Source organism: Pseudarthrobacter sp. MEB009 (assembly GCF_030208875.1).
Lineage (GTDB): Bacteria > Actinomycetota > Actinomycetes > Actinomycetales > Micrococcaceae > Arthrobacter.
In genome coordinates this window covers 21,610-40,596 of the sequence record NZ_JARVTC010000013.1, presented here as the reverse complement: position 1 = coordinate 40,596, position 18,987 = coordinate 21,610, and the positions used below count along the sequence as shown (strand labels likewise).

The window sequence follows — 18,987 nt, the reverse complement described above, 5'->3', positions numbered from 1 at the left end:
AAGTTTCTAGGGCTATTGCCGTTTTCTTTCTGAGTCTTTAGGCTGTTTCAAACATCCGGGATGCACAAACCAAAGGAGGCCCGATGGACCTGCCCGGCGAAAGCCTTGCCGGCCTGGCAACCCATAACGGCGGCAGCGCGCTGCCGCCGCTCAGCTCGCCCCGGCCCTACCTCCACCCCATCCGGTCGCTTGCCGGAACCGTACTGACCGACGCTTCCCCGGCGGACCACGCCCACCACTTGGGACTGTCGATCGCCGTCTCGGACCTGAACGGCACCAACTTTTGGGGCGGCTCAACCTTCACAGCCGCGAACGGGCCCCAAATCCTGCCCAACCACGGGACACAGCGTGCGGACGGCTGGACGGCAACCAGCCCGCCAGGATGGACCAGCGCGACAGGCAACCCGGATACACCCCACGCTGCAGGCTTCGAGGGCGCGCTGACTTGGCTTTCGGAGCACGGGAACGAACTCGCCGTGGAACGCCGCAGGATCAACCAGTACCCGCACCCCAGTCCCGGAACGTGGTGCCTGTCCGTGGACTCGGCCCTCACCCCCGCAGGTTCCGTGCCGCGGCTGGAGGTGTCGTCGTCGGCCGTCAAGGGACGAAACGGTGCCGGCTACGGCGGCATTTTCTGGCGCTTTTCCGCCAGCAGCACACCACCCACCGTCCTCTCGGACAACGGGGCCGGAACCGAAGCTGCGCATGGTTCGCTCTCGCCGTGGCTGGCAATCAGCCTCACCGTGGCCGGCGCACCGGTCAGCGTGGTGCTGGCGCAATCCGCCGTGATCCGGCCCTGGTTCATCAGGACTGAGGGCTACATCGGCGCCGGCCCGGCCGTGGCCTGGTCAGCCAAAGCCGCCGCGGACGCCGACACCCCGCTGGTCCAGGACCTGCACGCCGTCATCCACGACGGCACCCTCCACACGGCAAGCCAGGCCCTTGAACTCCTCCGGCACCACCCCGGACTCCATCCCGAACGCCAGCCCGACAGGACATCATGACTTCCCGGAACGCCGTCCCCGTGTACAGCAACCCCATCCTCAACGCTGACTGGCCCGACCCCGATGTGGTGCAGGTCAGGGGCGTGTACTACCTCATTGCCTCAAGCTTCAACCGGGTCCCGGGGCTGCCGGTGCTCCGCTCGCGGAACCTCGTGGACTGGGAACCCGCCGGCCACGCCCTGACGCAGCTGCCGCAGGCCAGCCACTATTCCCTGGTCCGGCATGGCAGCGGCGTCTGGGCCCCAGCCATCCGCCACCACGCGGGCCGGTTCTGGATCTTCTACCCGGACCCCGATCACGGCATCTTTGTCCTCAGCGCCGAAAAGGCAGAGGGTCCCTGGACCGCCCCGCACCTCCTGTACCCCGGCCGGGGCCTGATCGACCCGTGCCCGCTGTGGGACGACGACGGCCAGGCCTACCTGGTCCATGGCTGGGCCCACAGCCGGATCGGCGTCAAAAACAGGCTCACCGTGCACCGTATGAGCCCGGACGCCAGCCGCCTCCTGGACCACGGCACCCACGTCATCAACGGGGCTGACCTGCCGGGATTCACCACGCTGGAAGGGCCCAAGTTCTACAAGCGGGACGGCTGGTACTGGATCTTCGCCCCGGCCGGCGGAGTGGCCACCGGCTGGCAGTCCGTGTTCCGGTCCAGGTCCCCGTTTGGCCCCTACGAGGAGCGCCGGGTCCTGGAGCAGGGCGCTTCCGCGGTCAACGGCCCGCACCAGGGCGCTTGGGTCACCACGCCGCTGGGCGAGGACTGGTTTGTGCATTTCCAGGACCGCGGCCCCTATGGGCGGGTGGTCCACCTCCAGCCCATGGGCTGGGACGGGGACGGCTGGCCGTGGATGGGGGAGCAGGCGGCCGACGGCGGACCGGGAACCCCGGTAGCAACCCACCCGTACCCGGCGGGTACTTCACCGCGGGACGTGGCGCCGGAGGGCAGCGACGACTTTGCTTCCCCGTGGCTGGGCCAGCAGTGGCACTGGCAGGCCAACCCGCGGGAGGCGTGGTCCGCGACGCCCGGCGGCGGGCAGCTGGTACTCCGCCCGCAGGCCAACGATCCGGTCAACCTGCGTGAACTGCCCAACGTCCTGGGCCAGATCCTTCCCGGCACACCTTCCACGTTCACCACATCGCTGGAACTGCGGGACGTTCCTGTTGGAACCCGGGCGGGTGTGGTGGTCCTGGGCCAGAAGTACGCCTGGCTGGGAATCGTGCGGACAGCAGACGGTTTTGTGTTGGGGGCGGGAACCGGCGGGGAGGGGCCGCAGGAAGAATCCCTGGGCCGGGCCGTGCAGCTCGCAGGTCCCCGGATTGAGCTGCAGATCAGGACTGACGGCTCGCCACGGTCCACCTTCGCGTGGCGGGCAGCCCCGGGAGACCCCTGGGAAGTCCAGGGCTGGAACTTCAGCGTGATGCAGGGCAAGTGGATCGGTGCCGAGCTGGGCATCTTCGCCACCTCACCCCTGGGTTCGGCCGAAGGCGGCAGTGTTATCGTGGGACCCGTGCGGGTGGATACTGCGCCCGTGCGCCGGGCCTCCGCCCCGCAGCTTGCCGTTGCCGCCACCATATGAACCCAAGGACTGCCCCGTTGACCGCCACCCCGCGTCCCAAGATCGCAGACGTCGCGGCAGCCGCAGGAGTTTCTGTACCTACGGTCTCCAAGGTCCTTAACGGCCGCTCCCACGTCTCCGATGCCACCCGGGCCAAGGTCCAGCAGGCCCTGGCGGACCTTGACTACTCCAAACGCAACACCCCTGCAGCCCAGCCGGGCATGCTGCAGCTGGTGGTCAACAACTTCGATTCCCCCTGGGTCCTGGAAACCATGGCCGGGGTGGAGTCCGCCGCGGACCGGCTGGGCTATGCGGTGGCGTATTCGCGTGCCGAACACGCCACCGCCGAGCGGTGGCGGAAGCTGCGCGAGCCCTCCGTGAACCGGTTGGACGGCGTGATGCTGCTCGCGCCGCGGCGGGGTTCACCCCTGGTGACGGCACTGCGAAGCCTGCGGATCCCGGCCGTGGCCATCGACCCCGAGGGATCCGAAGGCCTGGCAATCCCCAGCGTCAGCCCGGCGTCGTTCTCCGGCGCGCTGGCCGCCGTTGGGCACCTCCTGGCCCTGGGACACCGACGGGTGGGCATTATCACCGGCCGGAACCACAGCCCGGGGCACGGCCGCGCCCGGTACGCGGCCTACGCGGCCGCGCTGCACGAGGCCGGCCTGCCCGTGGCGCCGGAACTGGTCCGCGACGGCGACTTCAGCACCGAGTCCGGCATGCGGCTGGGCGCCGAGCTGCTGGATCTGCCGGAGCCGCCCACCGCCATCTTTACCGGCAGCGACCTGCAGGCGCTGGGCGTGATGAACGCCGCTGGCCAGCGCTCGCTGCTGGTTCCCCGGGACCTCAGCATTGTTGGTTTCGACGACATCGCCCAGGCCGCCCTGACCTCCCCGCCGCTCACTACCGTCCGGCAGCCGCTGGCGCAGATGGCAGCCATGGCGGTGGGCATCCTGACTGAGCAGCGCGAAGGCACGGTATCGGCGGCCCCCACTGCCCTGGAGGTAGCCACCGAACTGGTGGTTCGCGGAACCACGGCCCCGCCGTCCCGTTAACCTGCCGACCCGGCCAGCTATCAAAGGCCGGTCCCAGCGGACCACCTCCAGCTCCCGCAGCCGGGTCAGGACCAGGCCGGCGACGGGATCGGCGCCTGACTCCCGCGTGGCCGATCCGCCCCTAGCCGGACCCGAGGACCAGGTTCCGCAGGTCATCCAGGGTCTGCTGCATGTGGGCGTCCATGGCCTCCCGGGCCCGCTGCGCATCCCGGGCCTGCAGGGCCTCGGCGATGTTCTGGTGGTGCCCGATGGCATGCTCCTGGATGGCCGGCACTGCTGATGTCTCCGTCCGGCGCTTTTCCAGTACCCGGTGCAGCGGCTCGAACAGCACCGAAACAAACACGTTGCCAGAGGCGTGCAGGATGATGTCGTGGAACGCCAGGTCCGCCTCCACAAAAGCGGCCACATCGTTGACGTGGTGGGCGGCCCGCATGGCGGTGATGTAGGCGAACAGCGAGTCCACCTCGGCCTCGGCGATCCGGCCCGCCGCCAATTCGCAGGCGCCCGTTTCCAGCATCCGCCGCAGTTCAATGAGCTGGATGGAGGACTCGGCCTCGTCCCTGCCCTCGGAGGCGGCCCGCAGCACCGCTTCCAGCGACGCCCACCGGTTCAGCGGATTAACAAACGTCCCCCGGCCGCGCTCCACGCTGAGGATGCGCTGCGCCTCAAGGGTCTTCATGGCTTCGCGGACGGTCATCCGGCTGACATCGTGCCGGGCGCTGAGCTCCAGCTCGCCGGGGACGGTGGATCCCGGTGGGAATTCGCCGCCGATGATACGGTCCAGCAACTCGTCCGCCACTACGCCAACCAGTGACTTCCTGGCCATGCTGCCCCCGATCGCTGCCGTGGGCGTACGCCCCGCGGTATGTCAGACAAGTCTACTTGCGCGTTTTTATGTCCTGTGCCACACTAACATTCAAATGTTAGATGTCAGACATCTTACAGGTCGATAAAACGGGATCCGCCGTGCCGGATCACTACACAACGGAGTGCATTGTGACGCTTGAAGTTGACGTTCTGGCTGCCTACCCGCCGGAACTCGAGATCCCCGCCGCGCTGGTGGCCAAGACCGTGGCCGAGTCGAATGCCGGGGCGCCCCGGATGCTTGTAGTGCTCGACGACGATCCCACCGGAACGCAGTCCGTGGCAGATTTGCCCGTGCTCACCCGCTGGGAAGTGTCGGACTTCGCCTGGGCTTTCGGGCAGGCCAAACCGGCCGTCTACGTCCTCACCAACACCCGCAGCCTTGACCCGGCCGAGGCCGCTGCACGCAACGAGGAAGTGGTCCGCAACGCCCTCACCGCCGCGGGTGCCTCCGATCCGCAGTCCGGGCCGGCCCTGCAGCTTGGGTTCGTCAGCCGCAGCGACTCCACCCTCCGAGGGCATTACCCGCTGGAGCCTGACGTCATCGCCGCCACCGTGGCCAACGTCAGCGGGGAATCGACGGACGGCGTGGTCCTGGTTCCCGCCTTTCCCGACGCCGGCCGCATCACCATTGGCGGCGTCCACTACATGCGCGGCACGGGCGAGGCCGCAGGTACGCTCATTCCCGTCTCCGATACCGAGTTCGCCAGGGATGCCAGCTTTGGCTTCAGCACGTCGGTGCTGAAGGACTACGTGGCGGAGAAGTCGCAGGGCCGGTTCCCCGCCGGCTCGGTCATTGTCCTGGACCTGCACACCATCCGCGCCGGCGCAGCAGCCAACGACCCCGCAGTCTCAGCAGCGGCCATCGCCGACGCACTCGACGCCGCCAATGATTCCACCCCCATCGTGGCGGACATCGTCACCGAGAGCGACCTCCGTGCCCTGGCCCTTGGCCTCGACGCAGCCGAACGCCGCGGCAAAAAACTCCTGTACCGGGTGGGCCCGCCGTTCGGCAGGGCCCGGATCGGCCAGGAGATCCGCGCGGAACTCAGCGGCGGGGAAGCCTTTGCCGGCCAAAACCCTTCCGGGGCCGGCGGCCTGATCGTGGTGGGCTCGCACGTGGGCGTCACCACCCGGCAGCTCAAAGCCCTCACGGAGCAGCACAGTTCTGCCCGCATCGTGGAAATCGACGTCGAGAAGCTCCTGGGCGGGGACGCCGCCGCACACCTCGACAGCACGGTGGAGACTGTCGTCGAAGCCCTCCACACCGGCGACGTCATTGTCCACACCAGCCGCCTGCTGATCAGGACGGACGATCCCGCCGAAAGCCTGCGGATCGCCCGCACCGTTTCCGCCGCCGTCGTTGCCGTGGTCAACCGCACCCTGAAGACGTTCCCGCCCCGCTTTGTGATCGCCAAGGGCGGCATCACCTCCTCGGACGTCGCAGCCCACGGCCTTGAGATCCGCCACGCGATTGTCCGCGGCCCCATGCTGCCGGGCATCGTCTCCCTCTGGGAACCGGTGGACGGCCCTGCCAAGGGCATCCCGTACATCGTCTTCGCCGGCAACGTGGGCGACGACGAGTCCCTCGCCCAGGTCACCCGCAAACTCAGCACCACCTTCTAATACCCACAGGCTCCTAACCCCGTCCCGCAAAATTCACCGGAGAACACCATGACCAGCAATTACACCGTCACCGTCCTGGGCCTTGGCGCCATGGGCCTGCCCATGGCCACCCGCCTCGCGTCCAAGCTCACGGTCCACGGCTTCGACATCGCCGAACCCCGCCTGGAGCTGGCCGCTGAAGCCGGCATCGCCACCTTCAGCACCGCCCGCGAAGCCGCCAAGGGGGCGGACGCCGTCCTCCTGGCCGTCCGCAACGGCGAACAACTCAACGACGTCCTCTTCGGCGAAAACGGCGTGGCCTCGGTCCTGGAACCGGGCGCCGTCGTCATCCTCGGCAGCACCGTGGGCACCGAAGCCATCCCGGCCACCGTGGCCAAACTGGCCGAATACGGCGTGGACCTGGTGGACGCCCCCTTGTCCGGCGGGCCCAAGCGCGCCGGCGAAGGCGACCTGCTGATCGTTGTTGGTGCGTCCCCCGAAGCCCGCACCAAGGCAGCCCCGGCCCTGGAACTGCTGGCCTCCACCCTGACCGTGGTGGGCGACAAGCCCGGCGACGGCCAGGCCCTGAAGACCGTCAACCAGCTCCTCTGCGGCGTCCACATCGCCGCCGCGGCCGAGGCCATGGCCCTCGCGGACGCCCTGGGCCTGGACCAGGCCAAGACCCTCGCCGCCCTCGAAGCGGGTGCAGCCGGCTCCTTTATGCTCTCCAACCGCGGCCCGCGCATCCTGGAGGCCTACTCCGAGGACGGCGCCGAGGTCCTGTCCCGCCTGGACATCTTCGTCAAGGACATGGGCATCGTGGGCAAAGCCACCCGGGCCGCCGGCCTCGCAGCGCCGGTGGCTGCCGCCGCGGAACAGCTTTACCTGCTGGGCCAGGCCCAGGGCCTCGCCGCCGCCGACGATTCCGCCGTCATCAAGGTCGTCGCGCCCACCAAGCGCAACAACTAAGCGCAACCCCCACACCGTACGACGACGGCGGTCCCCCCTCCGCCGTCGTCGTACCCCCACCAGAAATTCCCAAGCGCCTGATCGCCCGTCTTCTGGAAGACTGGCACGTCAAAGGAGACACCCCTCATGAACCATCCGATACTGCCGCTGCTGGTGCGGGCGGCTGATGCGCCCGCCATCAAACCCGCCGTTGAGCTCGGCACCCCGCTGCTGCTGACCATCGCCGCGCTCGGCATCGCCGTCCTGCTGGTAATGATCATCCGCTTCAAGATCCAGGCGTTTGTGGCCCTGCTGACTGTCAGCATCATGGTGGCCGTCGCCGCCCAGATCCCGCTCAAGGACGTCTTCACCGTGGTGGCCAACGGTGTGGGCAGCACCATGGGCAAGGTGGCGCTGCTTATCGCCCTGGGCGCCGTGCTGGGCCGCATGATCGAGGTATCCGGCGGCGTCCAATCGCTCGCGACGCACTTCACCAACAAGCTGGGCGCAAAGCGCGTGGCTGTGGCCCTCACCGCTGTTGGCTTCCTGGTCGCCATCCCGGTGTTCTTCGAAGTGGGCGTCATCGTCCTGGTCCCCATCGTGTATGCCTTCGCCAAAATCGCCAAGGTGCACCCGGTCAAGTTCGGCCTGCCCATGGCCGGGATCATGCTGTCCATCCACGTGGCGGTCCCGCCGCACCCGGGCATTGTTGCCGGTGCCGGCGTGTTTGGCGCGGACATTGGGCTTATCACCCTCATCTCCTTGATTATCTGCATTCCGCTGGGCTTCCTGTCCTACTGGGTGGCCAGCATCATGAACCGCAAGGACTACGAACTCCTGCCCTCGGTCAAGGCGCAGGTTGAGGAATTCGGTTCGGATGCCCTGGTGAAGGTGGGCCATGACGGCCCCGGCGCCGCCACGCAGGCCCCGCCCCGGCCCGGTCTGATCATCTTCCTTATTGCCGCCCCCATCGTGCAGATCCTGCTCGGCACCGTTGGCACCCTCACCATCCCCAAAGACAATTCCTGGTATGGCCTGGCCGCGTTCGTCGGCAACCCGTTTTTCGCCCTGCTGGTGGCCGTGGCGCTGTCGTTCTTCCTGCTCGCCGTGCGCCGCAACTGGTCGCTCAAGGAAACCGGTGAAATCTTCGAAGGTGCCCTGCCGCCCATCGCTTCCATCCTCATGGTGGTTGCTGCCGGTGGCGTGTTCGGCGAGGTACTCAGGACCTCCGGCATCGGCGCGGCGCTCTCCCAGACCCTGGACCACCTGGGCCTGCCCGTCATCGCCCTCGGCTTTGTCATCTCCCTTGCCCTGCGCGCAGCCCAAGGCTCCGCGACCGTCGCGATTGTCACCACCACCGGGCTGCTCACTTCCGCGGTGATGGAGGGCGGCTACACGCCTGCGCAGATCGCCGTCATCGTTATCGCCATTGGCTTCGGCTCACTTGGCCTGTCCCACGTCACGGACGCCGGTTTCTGGACAGTGGTCCGGTACTACGGCCTCACCGTCTCCGACGGGCTCCGCACCTGGACCGTCCTCACCACCGTCCTGGGCCTTGCCGGCTTCGCGCTGACCTTTGTTGCCTGGATCCTGGTGGGAGGCCTGGGCGTCTGATGCGTACCCAACTCGACCACCTGGTCACCTCTGCCCTGCAGCAAGGCTCGGCAGTGCCGGCCTTCACCTGCTACGACTTCACCACAGCCCTTGCCGTGGTGGGTGCCGCGGAGGAATCAGGCCGCGGCGTCATCCTGCTGGTGGCGCCCAGGACCGCCGCCACCCGCAACGGGCTGCGCCTCATCGCAGCACTCCGTGGCCTGGCGGATGCCGCCACCGTCCCGGTTGCCGTGCAGCTTGACCACGCAACAAACCTTGCCGTGATGGCCGACGCCGTGGCTGCGGGGGCGGATTCCGTCCTCGCTGACGGCTCCTCCCTGCCCTTTGAGGAAAACATCGCTTTGGTGCTGGCAGCCCGGGCCCTCCTGGGCCCGGATGTGGTCCTGGAGGCGGAGTTGGGTGGCCTGGCCGGAGACGAGGACCGCGCATTCGGCGATGACGCTGCCGGAGTGGATATCGCAGGCCTGACCGACTCGGCCCAGGTTGAGGAATTTGTGTCCCGCACCGGCGCCGGATTGCTGGCTGTGGCCGTGGGCAACGTGCACGGCAAATACAAGGGCGAACCCCGGCTGCGGTGGGACGTGCTGCAGGACATCGCCGTACGGACCCACATTCCCCTGGTGCTCCATGGGGCCTCCGGCATTCCCGCTTCGGAACTGGTGAAAGCCGCCGCCATGAACGTGGGGAAGGTGAACTTCAACACCGAGCTCCGCACTGGAGTGCTGGCCACCCTGCAGGAGCAGCTGCCCGCTCACCGGGCCGACGGCGAAAACCTGCAGGCCCTGCTGGGCCGCTGGGACCGGACGGCGTCAGATTTCGCCACCGGCACGCTGGAGACACTGAGCAGGTAGGGACACCACCGTTGGTGCAGGGAGGCTAGGATCAAGCCATGATCCTGGCCTCCCTTGTCTTCGTTTTCCTGGCAGCAGCCCTGCACGTTTTTATCTTCACGCTGGAGTCGGTGAACTGGACCAAACCCGCCACGTGGAAGCGCTTCAACATCGCCTCCCAGCAGGACGCCGAAACCACCAAGTCGCTCGCCTACAACCAGGGTTTCTACAACCTGTTCCTGGCGATCGGCGCCTTCATCGGGCTTGCCCTGGTGGCCTTCGGTGGCGACGGCTCGGCGCAGGACGTGGCCGGCTGGACCCTGGTCTTCGCTTGCTGCGGCTCCATGCTGCTCGCCGCCCTGGTCCTGGCACTGAGCGGCAAAAAGAACCTCCGGCCTGCGGTGACGCAGGGGATCACCCCGCTGATCGCCGTCGTGCTTGGCCTGATTGCCGTCACGTCCTAGCGTTGCCCGCCGTTCCGCCGCGCCGGTGAGCATTGCCAGCGGGGCCAAGTAGTGCCACTGTCGAACCATGACCGAGAACACCATGTCCACGGAAGACACCTTTGCGCCGGACGTAGCGCTGGCCCGCAATGACGCGGACCACCGCTACGAACTGCATGTGGGCGGAACCCTCGCCGTCCAGTCGTTCTTCGAGGACCAGCCCGGACACGTTGACTTCATCCGCACCGAAACCTCGGCAGGGTTCGAAGGCCAGGGCCTGGGCAAGGTCCTGGCGCATTTTGCGCTGGACGATGTTGTGGCCACCGGAAAGCGGATCATTCCGCATTGCCCGTTTATTGCCGGTTACCTGCGCAAGCACGAGGGCTACGGCCAGTTTGTGGACTGGCCGGAAAGCTGACCCGACGGCGGGTCAGGGCAGTTCGTCGGCCGGACCGTCGATGGTGAACCCGCAGGCGCAACGGTACGTGACCGCCCTTTCTGCCATGGCGGCGCTGTCAGCGGGGCCGCCCTGCTCCTGCAATGCCAAACGGTCCGCCGGCATCCCACGTTGAGCCGGCCCGTCCCCGACCTGCATCGGAGCGGCAATATCAACGTGCACTGGTTCGCGGATGGGGGAGGAGCCCGGGTCCACCCGCTGCATGGGTGTCCTGCAATGCATCCGGGTGCTGAGTGTGGCCATCAGCTCCACGTCCACCGGTCCGGCCGGTACCTCCGGACTGCCCGGAGGGTCGGGGAGTGGTGCCGCCAGAAGGGGCTCTGCGGTGCTGGGCATGGTATTTTTCCTTGGGCTTCTTCACGGGCCTGCCGGCGTTGGCAGGGCCCGCCGCGAACTGCTTGCGGAGCTTTGCGCTTCCAACAAGCCAAGCATGCTTAGTACCTGCGGCCAAATTGCGGCCGCCACTAGGTCCTTCTTCGCCCGCTGCGGGGCGCGGGAAAGAGGGTCGTTGCCGTTGCGCCGGGTTCAGCCCCGGCGCCGCTGCCATTGGAAGGCATGCCAGAACAACAGCACCATGGCCGTCGCCAGCCCCGAGACGATGAGCTGCGGACTGAAAGACATCAATAGGTAGGCCAGGGGCGGGCCGTTGGTGGATCCGAAGGACATGACGGTTGTGCCGGCTCCGCCGAACAGGACAGCCAGGCCGCCCACCACCAGGGCTGCGGCCAGCAGCCAGAGCACAACAATGAACGGGTTCACGCTGAAGCCGGGCGATTTTTCGGCCGGCTCTGGCGGTTCACCGGCGCCCCCATCCGGAATCCGGTTTCCGTGCTGGTCCACTTCGCGGAAGGTCACCGCGCCCATTGGCTGTTCCATTGTTCCCCCTGGTTCCCAGGCTCCGTTCGGGCGCCCGGTCCATCCACCCTAGGCCGCGCAGGGCCGTTGGCGTCAAGGGCGTCGTTGCGGCACCATTCCGGAATCGTCCCGGCACTGCCCCGAATCATCCCGGCGCCATCGTTGGCACCTGGCGGGCCGCATATTCTGCCGGACGGTTCCACGGACTGCCAGTCAATGACGCCCCGCAGGCCGTTGAATCGTTCAATTCCGGGCGCCCGGGATAAATACATCACAGAAGTTTGATTAAAAGGGTTGCCTAAGTAAGGCTTGCCTATGCAATTCGACGTACAACCCTGACCGAAGGAATACCAGTGCCGCTGATGCCCCGCCTTGACGAGTTACCCGTGGACCAACCGCGACCGCTTCAGGAGCTGACGGGCCAGGATTTCGGCTCCCGCGTGGAGCTGGCACTTGGCGCCTCCAACCATCTGCTGAACGCCAGGAATTCCCCCCGCTACGTGGCACAGGTGCTGCAGGGCGTGACCGCAGTTGCCACCAAACTGGAGCGGAGCACCCAGCCGTTCACCGGCGTCGGACCTGCGGAGCTGCAGGCCCGGGTGGCCGCCGTGGACCTGGAAACGCCGCTGCCGGATACCGCGGCGGCGCTGGCGGAACTCGAAGGGGTATACCTCCGGGACGCCGTCTACTTCCACGACACCAAATACGCCGCGCACCTGAACTGCCCCGTGGTCATCCCGGCGCTGGTGGGCGAAGCCATCCTGTCCGCCGTGAACTCCTCCCTGGACACGTGGGACCAGAGCGCCGGCGCCACCATGATCGAGCGGCGCCTCATCGACTGGGCCGCGGACCGGCTGCACCTCGGCGCCGACGCTGATGGCATCTTCACCTCCGGCGGCAGCCAGTCCAACCTGCAGGCCCTCCTGATCGCCCGCAACCACGCCGTAGCCGGCCTCCGGCAGGACCCGGCCCGCAGCGGCCTCCGGCTGCCGGCGCTGCTGGACACCCTGCGCATCTTCACTTCGGAGGACAGCCATTTCAGCATCCAGAAGTCAGCGTCCATGCTGGGCCTGGGGTTCGACGCCGTGATCACCGTGCCGTGCACCCCCGACCATCGGATGGACCCGGCCGCGCTGGCCGCCGCAATGGCTGACGCCACCGACGCCGGGCTCACCCCCATGGCTGTGATCGCCACCGCAGGCACCACCGACTTCGGCTCCGTGGACCCGCTGGCCGAGCTCGCCGCCCTGGCCCGCGCCTACGGCGCCTGGCTCCACGTTGATGCTGCCTACGGCGGCGGCCTGATGGTCTCCGGCCGCTACCGGCACCTCCTTGACGGCACCCGGCTGGCGGATTCCGTCACCGTGGACTTCCACAAGACCTTCTTCCAGCCGGTCAGCTCCAGCGCCCTGCTGGTCCGCGAGCGCGCCATGCTGCGCCACATCACCTACTACGCCGACTACCTCAACCCGGAAAGCGCCGCCCTGGCCGACATCCCCAACCAGGTGGACAAAAGCATCCAGACCACCCGGCGCTTCGATGCCCTCAAGCTCTGGCTCACCCTGCGCATCATGGGCGCGGACGCCATCGGCGCGCTGTTCGACGAGGCGATCGACCTGACCTCCCGGGTGGGGGCGCTCCTTGATGCTGATGACGGGTTTGAGCTCGCCGCCCAGCCCCAGTTGAGCACCCTGGTATTCCGGTACCGGCCCCTGCTCGCTGACGGCAGCCGGCTTTCCGAGGACGCCGCTGACGTGCTGAACCCCGCCATCCGCGCCGCCGTCTTCGCCTCCGGCCAGGCCGTGGTGGCCGGCACCAAGGTTGCCGGGCGCCACTACCTGAAGTTCACCCTCCTCAACGCTGAGGCAACCCTGGAGGATATCGCCGGGATCGTTGACCTGCTGCGCCGGACCGGCGCGGGCATGCTGCAGGACGGGGTGGCAGCATGAGCCGCATCCACGACTTCGCAGCCATCGGCGTGGGGCCCTTCAACCTGGGCCTCGCCGCCCTGGCCGAACCGATCGAAGGGTTGGCCGGGGTTTTCCTGGAGCAGCGCGAATCCTTCGACTGGCACCCCGGCATGATGCTGGAACCGGCCCACCTCCAGGTCCCGTTTATGGCCGACCTCGTCACCCTGGCAGACCCCACCTCCCCATACTCCTTCCTGAACTTCCTGAAGCAGACGGGCAGGCTGTACCGCTTCTACATCCGGGAAAACTTCTACCCCCTGCGCGCAGAGTACAACCAGTACTGCCAATGGGTGGCCGGCCAGCTGCCGTCCGTCCGCTTTGGCACCACGGTCCGGGACATCACGCACGACGGCGGGGTGTACCGGCTCACCGTGTCCGGCCCGGCCGGGCCTGAGGTACTGCTGGCCCGGCGGCTGGTGCTGGGCACCGGAACCTCGCCGTACGTCCCCGCGTCCGGCCGCGACATCCTGGCCCGCTCCGGAGCGGGAACCGGGGGACTGGCCATCCACAACGCCGACTACCTGGCCCGGAAGGACGAACTGCAGCAGCAGCGCAGCATCACCATCCTGGGCAGCGGCCAAAGCGCCGCGGAGATCTACTACGAGCTCCTGCAGGAATCCGGAACCCACGGCTACCAGCTGAACTGGGTCACCCGGTCCGGCCGGTTCTTCCCGCTGGAATACACCAAGCTGACCCTCGAAATGACCTCCCCCGAATACGTGGACTACTTCCACGCACTTCCGCAGGAGCAGCGGGACCACCTGAACAAGGCGCAGAAGAACCTCTACAAGGGCATCAACTCGGACCTGATCGACGCCATCTATGACCTCCTCTACACCCGCAGCATCTCCGGGCTGGTGGACACGCAGCTGCTGACCCACTCCACGCTCACGGCGGCGGAATGGGACCCGGCAGCGGGCACCCACACGCTGCACCTCGAGCATGGCGAGCAGGGCAGCTCCTACACGCTGGACAGCGAAGCCGTGGTCCTGGCCACCGGGTACGGATACCACGAACCGGAATTCCTGGCCGGTGTGCAGGACCGGATCGCCCGGGACAGCGCCGGGAGGTTCGCCGTGGACCGGAACTACAGCACCGGCGTCGAACCCGGCGAGATATTTGTCCAGAATGCCGAACTCCACACCCACGGATTCGTTACCCCGGATCTGGGCATGGGCGCCTACCGCAACTCCTGCATCCTGCGCGCGATCACCGGCCGCGAGGTCTACCCGGTGGAACGCAACATCGCTTTCCAGCAGTTCGGTGCCCCGGCAGGCGTCGCGGCGGAGGTGCCCGCATGAGGTTCACCTTCCGCTGCCTCGACGCCACCGCCGACGCACCGCTCCTCCACAGCTGGGTGACCAAACCTTACGCCTCCTTCTGGGGCATGCTTTCCGCCAGCGTCGAGGACGTGGTGCAGGAATACCGGACCATCCAGGCCAGCGGCCACCACCACGCGCTGCTGGGGCTCGACGGCGGCGTCCCCGCCTTCCTGATGGAGGACTATCTTCCCGGCTCCTCACCCCTGGCCGCGGTCTATGCCGAGGAGCCCGGCGACGTGGGGATGCACCTGCTGGTGGCGCCGCCGTCGTCCGGCCCGGAAGCCGGGTACACCACTGCCGTGATGGACGCCGTCCTGGACCGGATCTTCGCCCGCCCGGACGTGGAACGCGTGGTGGTTGAACCTGACGCGCGCAACACCCGGATCCACGCCCTCAACGAACGGCTCGGGTTCCAGCCCGCCGGCCTCGTCACCCTGCCGGACAAGGAAGCGCTGCTCAGCTTCTGCACCCGCGCCGACTACCTCACCGCCCGCGCCGCACTGAACCTTCCCACCCCCATCCCCCAGGGAGCCGCACTGTGACCATCCACCTCGATCCTGCACCCACCGCCGGATACCGGGCCGCTGAAGCCCCGCACCTGGCCGCCGACCGCTGGGACATCGCCAACCGGCACCTGCTCCGGAAGGCGCTCGCCGAGTTCTCCCACGAACGCATCCTCTCGCCGGAACCCCTCGACGGCGGCTACCGGGTGGTGAGCGACGACGGCAGCTCCGAATACCGCTTCACCGCCCGGCTGCTGGAACTGGACCACTGGTCCATCGACCCGGGCTCCATCCGCGGCTTCCGGGACGGCAGGGAAGCGCCGCTGGACGTCCTGGACTTCATCACCGCGTTCCATGGCACGCTGGGGATCAACACCGCCATGCTGCCCGTGTACCTCGAGGAAGTCAGCAGCACGCTGGCCAGCCACGCGTACAAGCAGTGGGCCGGGCAACCGGCCGCCGCCGAACTCGCAGCAGGTGTGACCGGCGGGCTGGATGCTGCCGCGGACTTCCAGGCCATTGAACGCAGCATGACCGAGGGGCACCCCTGTTTTGTGGCGAACAACGGCCGGCTGGGCTTCGGGATCGGGGACTACCTGGCGTTCGCACCGGAAACCGGCGCCCCGGTCCAGCTGGTGTGGGTCGCGGCCGCGCGCAGCCACGCTGTCTTCACGGCCAGCCAGGGCCTGGACTACCGAGCCCACCTGGAGGCTGAACTGGGCGGCCTGGTGGGGGACTTCAACGCGGAACTCCGGCTCCAGGGCCTGGACCCCGACCTGTACTTCTTCCTGCCGGTGCACCCCTGGCAGTGGGAGAACAAGCTGACCGTCACGTTTGCGGCGGAAATCGCCCGGCAACGGATCGTCTACCTGGGCACCGGCACCGAGAAGTACCAGGCGCAGCAGTCCATCCGGACGTTCTTCAACACCGACCAGCCGGCGAAGTCCTACGTCAAGACGGCCATGTCCGTCCTGAACATGGGCTTTATGCGCGGTCTCTCCCCCCAGTACATGAAGGCCACCCCGGCCATCAACGACTGGCTGCGCAGACTGATCGAAGCGGACGGTGCCCTGCAGCAGCGCGGCTTCACGATGATCGGTGAGGTCGCAGCCATCGGTTACCACAACGGCTACTACGAGGCCGGCTCCGACCCCGGCTCGGCATACCGGAAGATGCTCTCCGCGCTGTGGCGGGAAAGTCCGCTGCCGCTGCTGGCGGACGGGCAGCAGCTGGCCACCATGGCCTCGCTCCTGCACGTCGACGCCGATGGCAGGCCCATGGTTTCCGCCCTGATCGAACGGTCCGGGCTGGCCGCTGCCGAGTGGGTGAGCCGCTACTTCGAGGCGTACCTGGTGCCGCTGGTCCACTGCCTCTACCGGTACGAGCTGGCGTTTATGCCGCACGGCGAGAACGTGATCCTGGTGCTGCAGGACGGGGTCCCGGTGCGGGCCGTGATGAAGGACATCGCCGAGGAGATTGTGGTGATGGGGACCCGGCTCGAGCTGCCTGCGGAGGTTTCCCGGATCCAGGTCGCCATCCCGGACAGTGAGAAGGTGCTGGCCATCTTCACCGACATCTTCGACTGCATCTTCCGGTTCCTTTCGGCCCTCCTGGATGAGGACGGGATGCTGCGCCAGGAGGACTTCTGGGCCATCGCGGCCCGGGCGATCGCCGGCTACCAGGCCGAACACCCGGAACTGGCGGACCAGTTTGCCCGGCATGACCTGTTCGCCGTTGACTTCGAGCTGTCCTGCCTGAACCGGCTCCAGCTGCGGAACAACCAGCAGATGCTGGACCTGACGGATCCCTCCGGCGGGCTGCAGATGGCGGGCCGCCTGGCCAACCCGCTGGCCCGGTTCGCCTAGCCGGGCCTGTCTCCGCGCCCGCCGTCGGATTCTGCACCATCAACCGGCTCGGCCCGCCGGCTGGCCCCGTCTTTCCGGGGCCGGCCACGGGGCCCGCGGGAATGATCGTGCAGAATCCGCCGGACTAGGCTGGCCGGATGAGCCAACCAGCACGCGGAACCACTGCCCTTATCACCGGCGCCAGTTCGGGCCTGGGCGCGGAGTTCGCCCGCCAGCTCGCAGCGCAGGGCTGCAACCTGGTGCTCGTGGCCCGGAACCGTGCCCGGCTGGAAGAGGTCGCGGTCGCCCTGGCCCAGCAGTACGGGACCACCACTGAAGTACTCCCCGCAGACCTGGCGGACGACGCCGGGGTGGCCGCCGTCGTCGAACGCCTGTCGCTCCCGGACCGGCCGGTGGGCATCCTGGTGAACAACGCCGGGACCGGGCTGCTGCATGACTTCGAGGACAATGTCATCGGCGAGGAGCAGCGGAACCTGAAACTCCACGCTGAAACGGCGATGGTGCTGACCCACGCCGCTGTGCAGGGCATGCTGGCCCGTGGCGGCGGCCGGATCATCAACGTGGCCAGCATCGCCGCGTTCCTGCCGCGCGGCACCTACTCGGCGGCCAAGGCGTGGCTGCTCAGCTTTAGCCGGTGGGCCAACTTCGCTTACCGTGCCCGGGGCATCAAAGTTACGGCGGTGTGCCCCGGCCTGACCCACACCGAATTCCACCAGCGGCTGGGAATGGACCAGCCGATGGCTCCGGCCTGGGCGTGGCTGGACGCGGAAAGGGTGGTCCGGGAAGGGCTGGCGGCCAACCATCGGGGCCGGGCCGTATGCGTCCCGTCAAAGCGGTACAAAGCGGTGGCCGTGCTGGCCAGATTGGCGCCGGCCAGGCTAATGGCGGGCCCGGCGCGCAAGGCCCAGTAGCGCGGCGGGGGAGCGGGTCCCCGGCCGCCGGACCGCCACCACCACCGCGATCCCCACCAGAGCCCCCACCAGGGTTTCCACCGCCCGTTCCGCGATCAGCACGGTGGGATCCGCGGGGGCGGCGAGCTGCGTCATCAACAGGATCACCGGGGTGAACCAGACCATCGCCAGCCCGTAGTGGCGGGTCATGAACAGCTCGGTCGCAAACTGGAACACGATCACCAGCAGGGCCAGCAGCACCGCCTCGTTGCCCGGAACCAGCGCTGCAACCGACCACGGGCCGGGAAGGATCACGGCTGCGGTGACGGCAAGGCCCACAAATGTTCCCACGATCCGGTGGATGCCGCGGCGGACGCTGCTGGGCAGGTCGGCGCCGGCCAGCGGCACGGCGGCAGCCGCCATGGCCCAGTGCGGATGGCCGCTGCCGCTGATGACCCCCACGGAACCTGCGGCGCCCACCGCCAGCACGTAGCGGGCGGCGTGGATCAGGAGTTCGCGGCGTCCGGTCCGGCCCGCCGCGGCAGGTTCCGGAGACGTCCGACGGCGGCCTGCCGGGGCCAGCCGGCCGGCCTGGCCCACGGCAAGGGAAAGGGCCGCCGATCCCGAAGCGATCAGCAGCGCCACGAACCAGGGGACCGCCGCGGGGACCGAGGCGCAGGCCCCGAGGGCCAGGATTCCAAAGAAGGGTCCCGCCGGTTTGAGCCGCATCCGGTCGGCGTAGACCGATCCCGCGCCAGCCAGTGTGGCTTCCACCCCCACGAGCCACCAGGATTGCAGGTGGTTGGCGGACAGGACAATGCCCACAGCCACCCCGCCCAGGAGCATGCCGGCAGCCCGGCCCTGGTGCCGGAGGCGCAGGAGATGGGGTGAGGACCTGCCGTACATAGCGGTGAGGCCACCGAACACCGCGTAGATGATGAGGTCCGTCCGGCCCGCGGCCAGCAGGAGCAGGGACGGCAGTGCGACGCTGACGGCAACGCGGACAGCGGCGGCGCTGTCGTTGTCAGCGGGTTCCAGGCGGTGCAGCGCGCGCACCTGCTCCACCACTCGGTTCATGCCCAACCATTCCTGTCAGCCGCTGGCCTCTTGGCCCTTCGGAAACTATCACCGGCCCCGGCCCGGAGTCATTTCCGGCGGACCCTGCACCGTCATGGACGGCTTCCCCGGCCGGGCCTTGTGGCAGGA

18 protein-coding genes are annotated in these 18,987 nt (G+C 68.0%); 14 read left to right on the top strand and 4 right to left on the bottom strand.

What is annotated here, in order from left to right:
• Window positions 1-83 precede the first annotated feature (83 nt).
• Genes QRN07_RS11400 through QRN07_RS11390 form a run of 3 tightly spaced genes read left to right on the top strand, consistent with a single transcriptional unit; the run spans window position 84 to window position 3,615 of the window.
• A complete protein-coding gene (locus QRN07_RS11400) occupies window positions 84-1,004 on the top strand; it encodes a DUF6807 family protein (RefSeq protein WP_285241070.1) in 921 nt (306 codons plus the stop codon).
• A complete protein-coding gene (locus tag QRN07_RS11395) occupies window positions 1,001-2,581 on the top strand; it encodes a glycoside hydrolase family 43 protein (RefSeq protein WP_285241069.1) in 1,581 nt (526 codons plus the stop codon). The genes QRN07_RS11400 and QRN07_RS11395 overlap by 4 nt, the downstream gene beginning before the upstream one ends.
• 17 nt (window positions 2,582-2,598) lie before the next feature.
• Window positions 2,599-3,615, top strand: coding sequence for a LacI family DNA-binding transcriptional regulator (locus QRN07_RS11390; RefSeq protein WP_285241068.1), 1,017 nt, complete (start codon window positions 2,599-2,601; stop codon window positions 3,613-3,615).
• Window positions 3,616-3,736: 121 nt separating this feature from the next.
• Here the strand turns inward: QRN07_RS11390 and QRN07_RS11385 are convergent, their stop codons facing one another.
• Window positions 3,737-4,441, bottom strand: a complete 705-nt coding sequence (locus tag QRN07_RS11385; protein ID WP_050685541.1) for a FadR/GntR family transcriptional regulator — start codon at window positions 4,439-4,441, stop codon at window positions 3,737-3,739.
• 170 nt (window positions 4,442-4,611) lie between these two features.
• On the opposite strand from QRN07_RS11385, the gene QRN07_RS11380 reads away from it, so the two are divergent.
• From QRN07_RS11380 to QRN07_RS11355, 6 genes are all read left to right on the top strand, one after another.
• The gene (locus tag QRN07_RS11380; protein ID WP_285241067.1) at window positions 4,612-6,105 is read left to right on the top strand and encodes a four-carbon acid sugar kinase family protein; all 1,494 of its coding nucleotides are present in this window, start codon (window positions 4,612-4,614) and stop codon (window positions 6,103-6,105) included.
• 48 nt (window positions 6,106-6,153) lie between these two features.
• On the top strand, window positions 6,154-7,053 hold the full coding sequence (locus QRN07_RS11375; RefSeq protein ID WP_050685543.1) for an NAD(P)-dependent oxidoreductase: 900 nt from the start codon (window positions 6,154-6,156) through the stop codon (window positions 7,051-7,053).
• Window positions 7,054-7,179: 126 nt separating this feature from the next.
• Window positions 7,180-8,646, top strand: a complete 1,467-nt coding sequence (locus tag QRN07_RS11370) for a GntP family transporter (protein ID WP_056601417.1) — start codon at window positions 7,180-7,182, stop codon at window positions 8,644-8,646.
• On the top strand, window positions 8,646-9,497 hold the full coding sequence (locus tag QRN07_RS11365; RefSeq protein ID WP_285241066.1) for a class II fructose-bisphosphate aldolase: 852 nt from the start codon (window positions 8,646-8,648) through the stop codon (window positions 9,495-9,497). The genes QRN07_RS11370 and QRN07_RS11365 overlap by 1 nt, the downstream gene beginning before the upstream one ends.
• A gap of 38 nt (window positions 9,498-9,535) precedes the next feature.
• Window positions 9,536-9,940: a DUF1304 domain-containing protein gene (locus QRN07_RS11360; RefSeq protein ID WP_050685546.1), complete on the top strand. Its 405-nt coding sequence runs from the start codon at window positions 9,536-9,538 to the stop codon at window positions 9,938-9,940.
• A 67-nt stretch (window positions 9,941-10,007) separates the two neighbouring features.
• Window positions 10,008-10,337 carry a GNAT family N-acetyltransferase gene (locus tag QRN07_RS11355; protein WP_050685547.1) on the top strand — a complete coding sequence of 110 codons (330 nt, stop codon included), beginning with the start codon at window positions 10,008-10,010 and terminating at the stop codon, window positions 10,335-10,337.
• A gap of 12 nt (window positions 10,338-10,349) precedes the next feature.
• Here the strand turns inward: QRN07_RS11355 and QRN07_RS11350 are convergent, their stop codons facing one another.
• Both QRN07_RS11350 and QRN07_RS11345 read right to left on the bottom strand, forming a co-directional pair.
• Entirely contained in the window at window positions 10,350-10,712 is a 363-nt protein-coding gene (locus QRN07_RS11350) for a hypothetical protein (protein ID WP_285241065.1), read from the bottom strand.
• 189 nt (window positions 10,713-10,901) lie between these two features.
• Window positions 10,902-11,252 carry a hypothetical protein gene (locus tag QRN07_RS11345; RefSeq protein WP_157407674.1) on the bottom strand — a complete coding sequence of 117 codons (351 nt, stop codon included), beginning with the start codon at window positions 11,250-11,252 and terminating at the stop codon, window positions 10,902-10,904.
• A gap of 341 nt (window positions 11,253-11,593) precedes the next feature.
• Here QRN07_RS11345 and QRN07_RS11340 point away from each other — a divergent pair, with 341 nt between their 5' ends.
• From QRN07_RS11340 to QRN07_RS11320, 5 genes are all read left to right on the top strand, one after another.
• Window positions 11,594-13,180 carry a pyridoxal phosphate-dependent decarboxylase family protein gene (locus tag QRN07_RS11340; RefSeq protein WP_285241356.1) on the top strand — a complete coding sequence of 529 codons (1,587 nt, stop codon included), beginning with the start codon at window positions 11,594-11,596 and terminating at the stop codon, window positions 13,178-13,180.
• Window positions 13,177-14,502 carry a lysine N(6)-hydroxylase/L-ornithine N(5)-oxygenase family protein gene (locus QRN07_RS11335; protein WP_285241064.1) on the top strand — a complete coding sequence of 442 codons (1,326 nt, stop codon included), beginning with the start codon at window positions 13,177-13,179 and terminating at the stop codon, window positions 14,500-14,502. Before QRN07_RS11340 ends, QRN07_RS11335 begins: the two co-directional genes overlap by 4 nt.
• The gene (locus QRN07_RS11330; RefSeq protein ID WP_050685551.1) at window positions 14,499-15,065 is read left to right on the top strand and encodes a GNAT family N-acetyltransferase; all 567 of its coding nucleotides are present in this window, start codon (window positions 14,499-14,501) and stop codon (window positions 15,063-15,065) included. The genes QRN07_RS11335 and QRN07_RS11330 overlap by 4 nt, the downstream gene beginning before the upstream one ends.
• Window positions 15,062-16,891: an IucA/IucC family protein gene (locus tag QRN07_RS11325; RefSeq protein ID WP_285241063.1), complete on the top strand. Its 1,830-nt coding sequence runs from the start codon at window positions 15,062-15,064 to the stop codon at window positions 16,889-16,891. The genes QRN07_RS11330 and QRN07_RS11325 overlap by 4 nt, the downstream gene beginning before the upstream one ends.
• Before the next feature lie 137 nt (window positions 16,892-17,028).
• Window positions 17,029-17,802: an SDR family NAD(P)-dependent oxidoreductase gene (locus QRN07_RS11320; RefSeq protein ID WP_285241062.1), complete on the top strand. Its 774-nt coding sequence runs from the start codon at window positions 17,029-17,031 to the stop codon at window positions 17,800-17,802.
• On the opposite strand, the gene QRN07_RS11315 is transcribed toward QRN07_RS11320, so the two are convergent.
• Window positions 17,770-18,858 (bottom strand): FUSC family protein, encoded by a 1,089-nt coding sequence (locus QRN07_RS11315; protein ID WP_285241061.1) that lies wholly within the window; start codon window positions 18,856-18,858, stop codon window positions 17,770-17,772. The two genes, QRN07_RS11320 and QRN07_RS11315, sit on opposite strands and share 33 nt — an antisense overlap.
• Window positions 18,859-18,987: the final 129 nt, after the last annotated feature.

Excerpts from the sequence above, each read along its gene's own strand:
- QRN07_RS11400 (WP_285241070.1), top strand. The coding sequence starts at position 84 with ATGGACCTGCCCGGCGAAAGCCTTGCCGGCCTGGCAACCCATAACGGC.
- QRN07_RS11395 (WP_285241069.1), top strand. The coding sequence starts at position 1,001 with ATGACTTCCCGGAACGCCGTCCCCGTGTACAGCAACCCCATCCTCAAC.
- QRN07_RS11385 (WP_050685541.1), bottom strand. The coding sequence starts at position 4,441 with ATGGCCAGGAAGTCACTGGTTGGCGTAGTGGCGGACGAGTTGCTGGAC.
- QRN07_RS11375 (WP_050685543.1), top strand. The coding sequence starts at position 6,154 with ATGACCAGCAATTACACCGTCACCGTCCTGGGCCTTGGCGCCATGGGC.
- QRN07_RS11370 (WP_056601417.1), top strand. The coding sequence starts at position 7,180 with ATGAACCATCCGATACTGCCGCTGCTGGTGCGGGCGGCTGATGCGCCC.
- QRN07_RS11365 (WP_285241066.1), top strand. The coding sequence starts at position 8,646 with ATGCGTACCCAACTCGACCACCTGGTCACCTCTGCCCTGCAGCAAGGC.
- QRN07_RS11360 (WP_050685546.1), top strand. The coding sequence starts at position 9,536 with ATGATCCTGGCCTCCCTTGTCTTCGTTTTCCTGGCAGCAGCCCTGCAC.
- QRN07_RS11355 (WP_050685547.1), top strand. The coding sequence starts at position 10,008 with ATGACCGAGAACACCATGTCCACGGAAGACACCTTTGCGCCGGACGTA.
- QRN07_RS11350 (WP_285241065.1), bottom strand. The coding sequence starts at position 10,712 with ATGCCCAGCACCGCAGAGCCCCTTCTGGCGGCACCACTCCCCGACCCT.
- QRN07_RS11345 (WP_157407674.1), bottom strand. The coding sequence starts at position 11,252 with ATGGAACAGCCAATGGGCGCGGTGACCTTCCGCGAAGTGGACCAGCAC.
- QRN07_RS11340 (WP_285241356.1), top strand. The coding sequence starts at position 11,594 with ATGCCCCGCCTTGACGAGTTACCCGTGGACCAACCGCGACCGCTTCAG.
- QRN07_RS11335 (WP_285241064.1), top strand. The coding sequence starts at position 13,177 with ATGAGCCGCATCCACGACTTCGCAGCCATCGGCGTGGGGCCCTTCAAC.
- QRN07_RS11330 (WP_050685551.1), top strand. The coding sequence starts at position 14,499 with ATGAGGTTCACCTTCCGCTGCCTCGACGCCACCGCCGACGCACCGCTC.
- QRN07_RS11320 (WP_285241062.1), top strand. The coding sequence starts at position 17,029 with ATGAGCCAACCAGCACGCGGAACCACTGCCCTTATCACCGGCGCCAGT.
- QRN07_RS11315 (WP_285241061.1), bottom strand. The coding sequence starts at position 18,858 with ATGAACCGAGTGGTGGAGCAGGTGCGCGCGCTGCACCGCCTGGAACCC.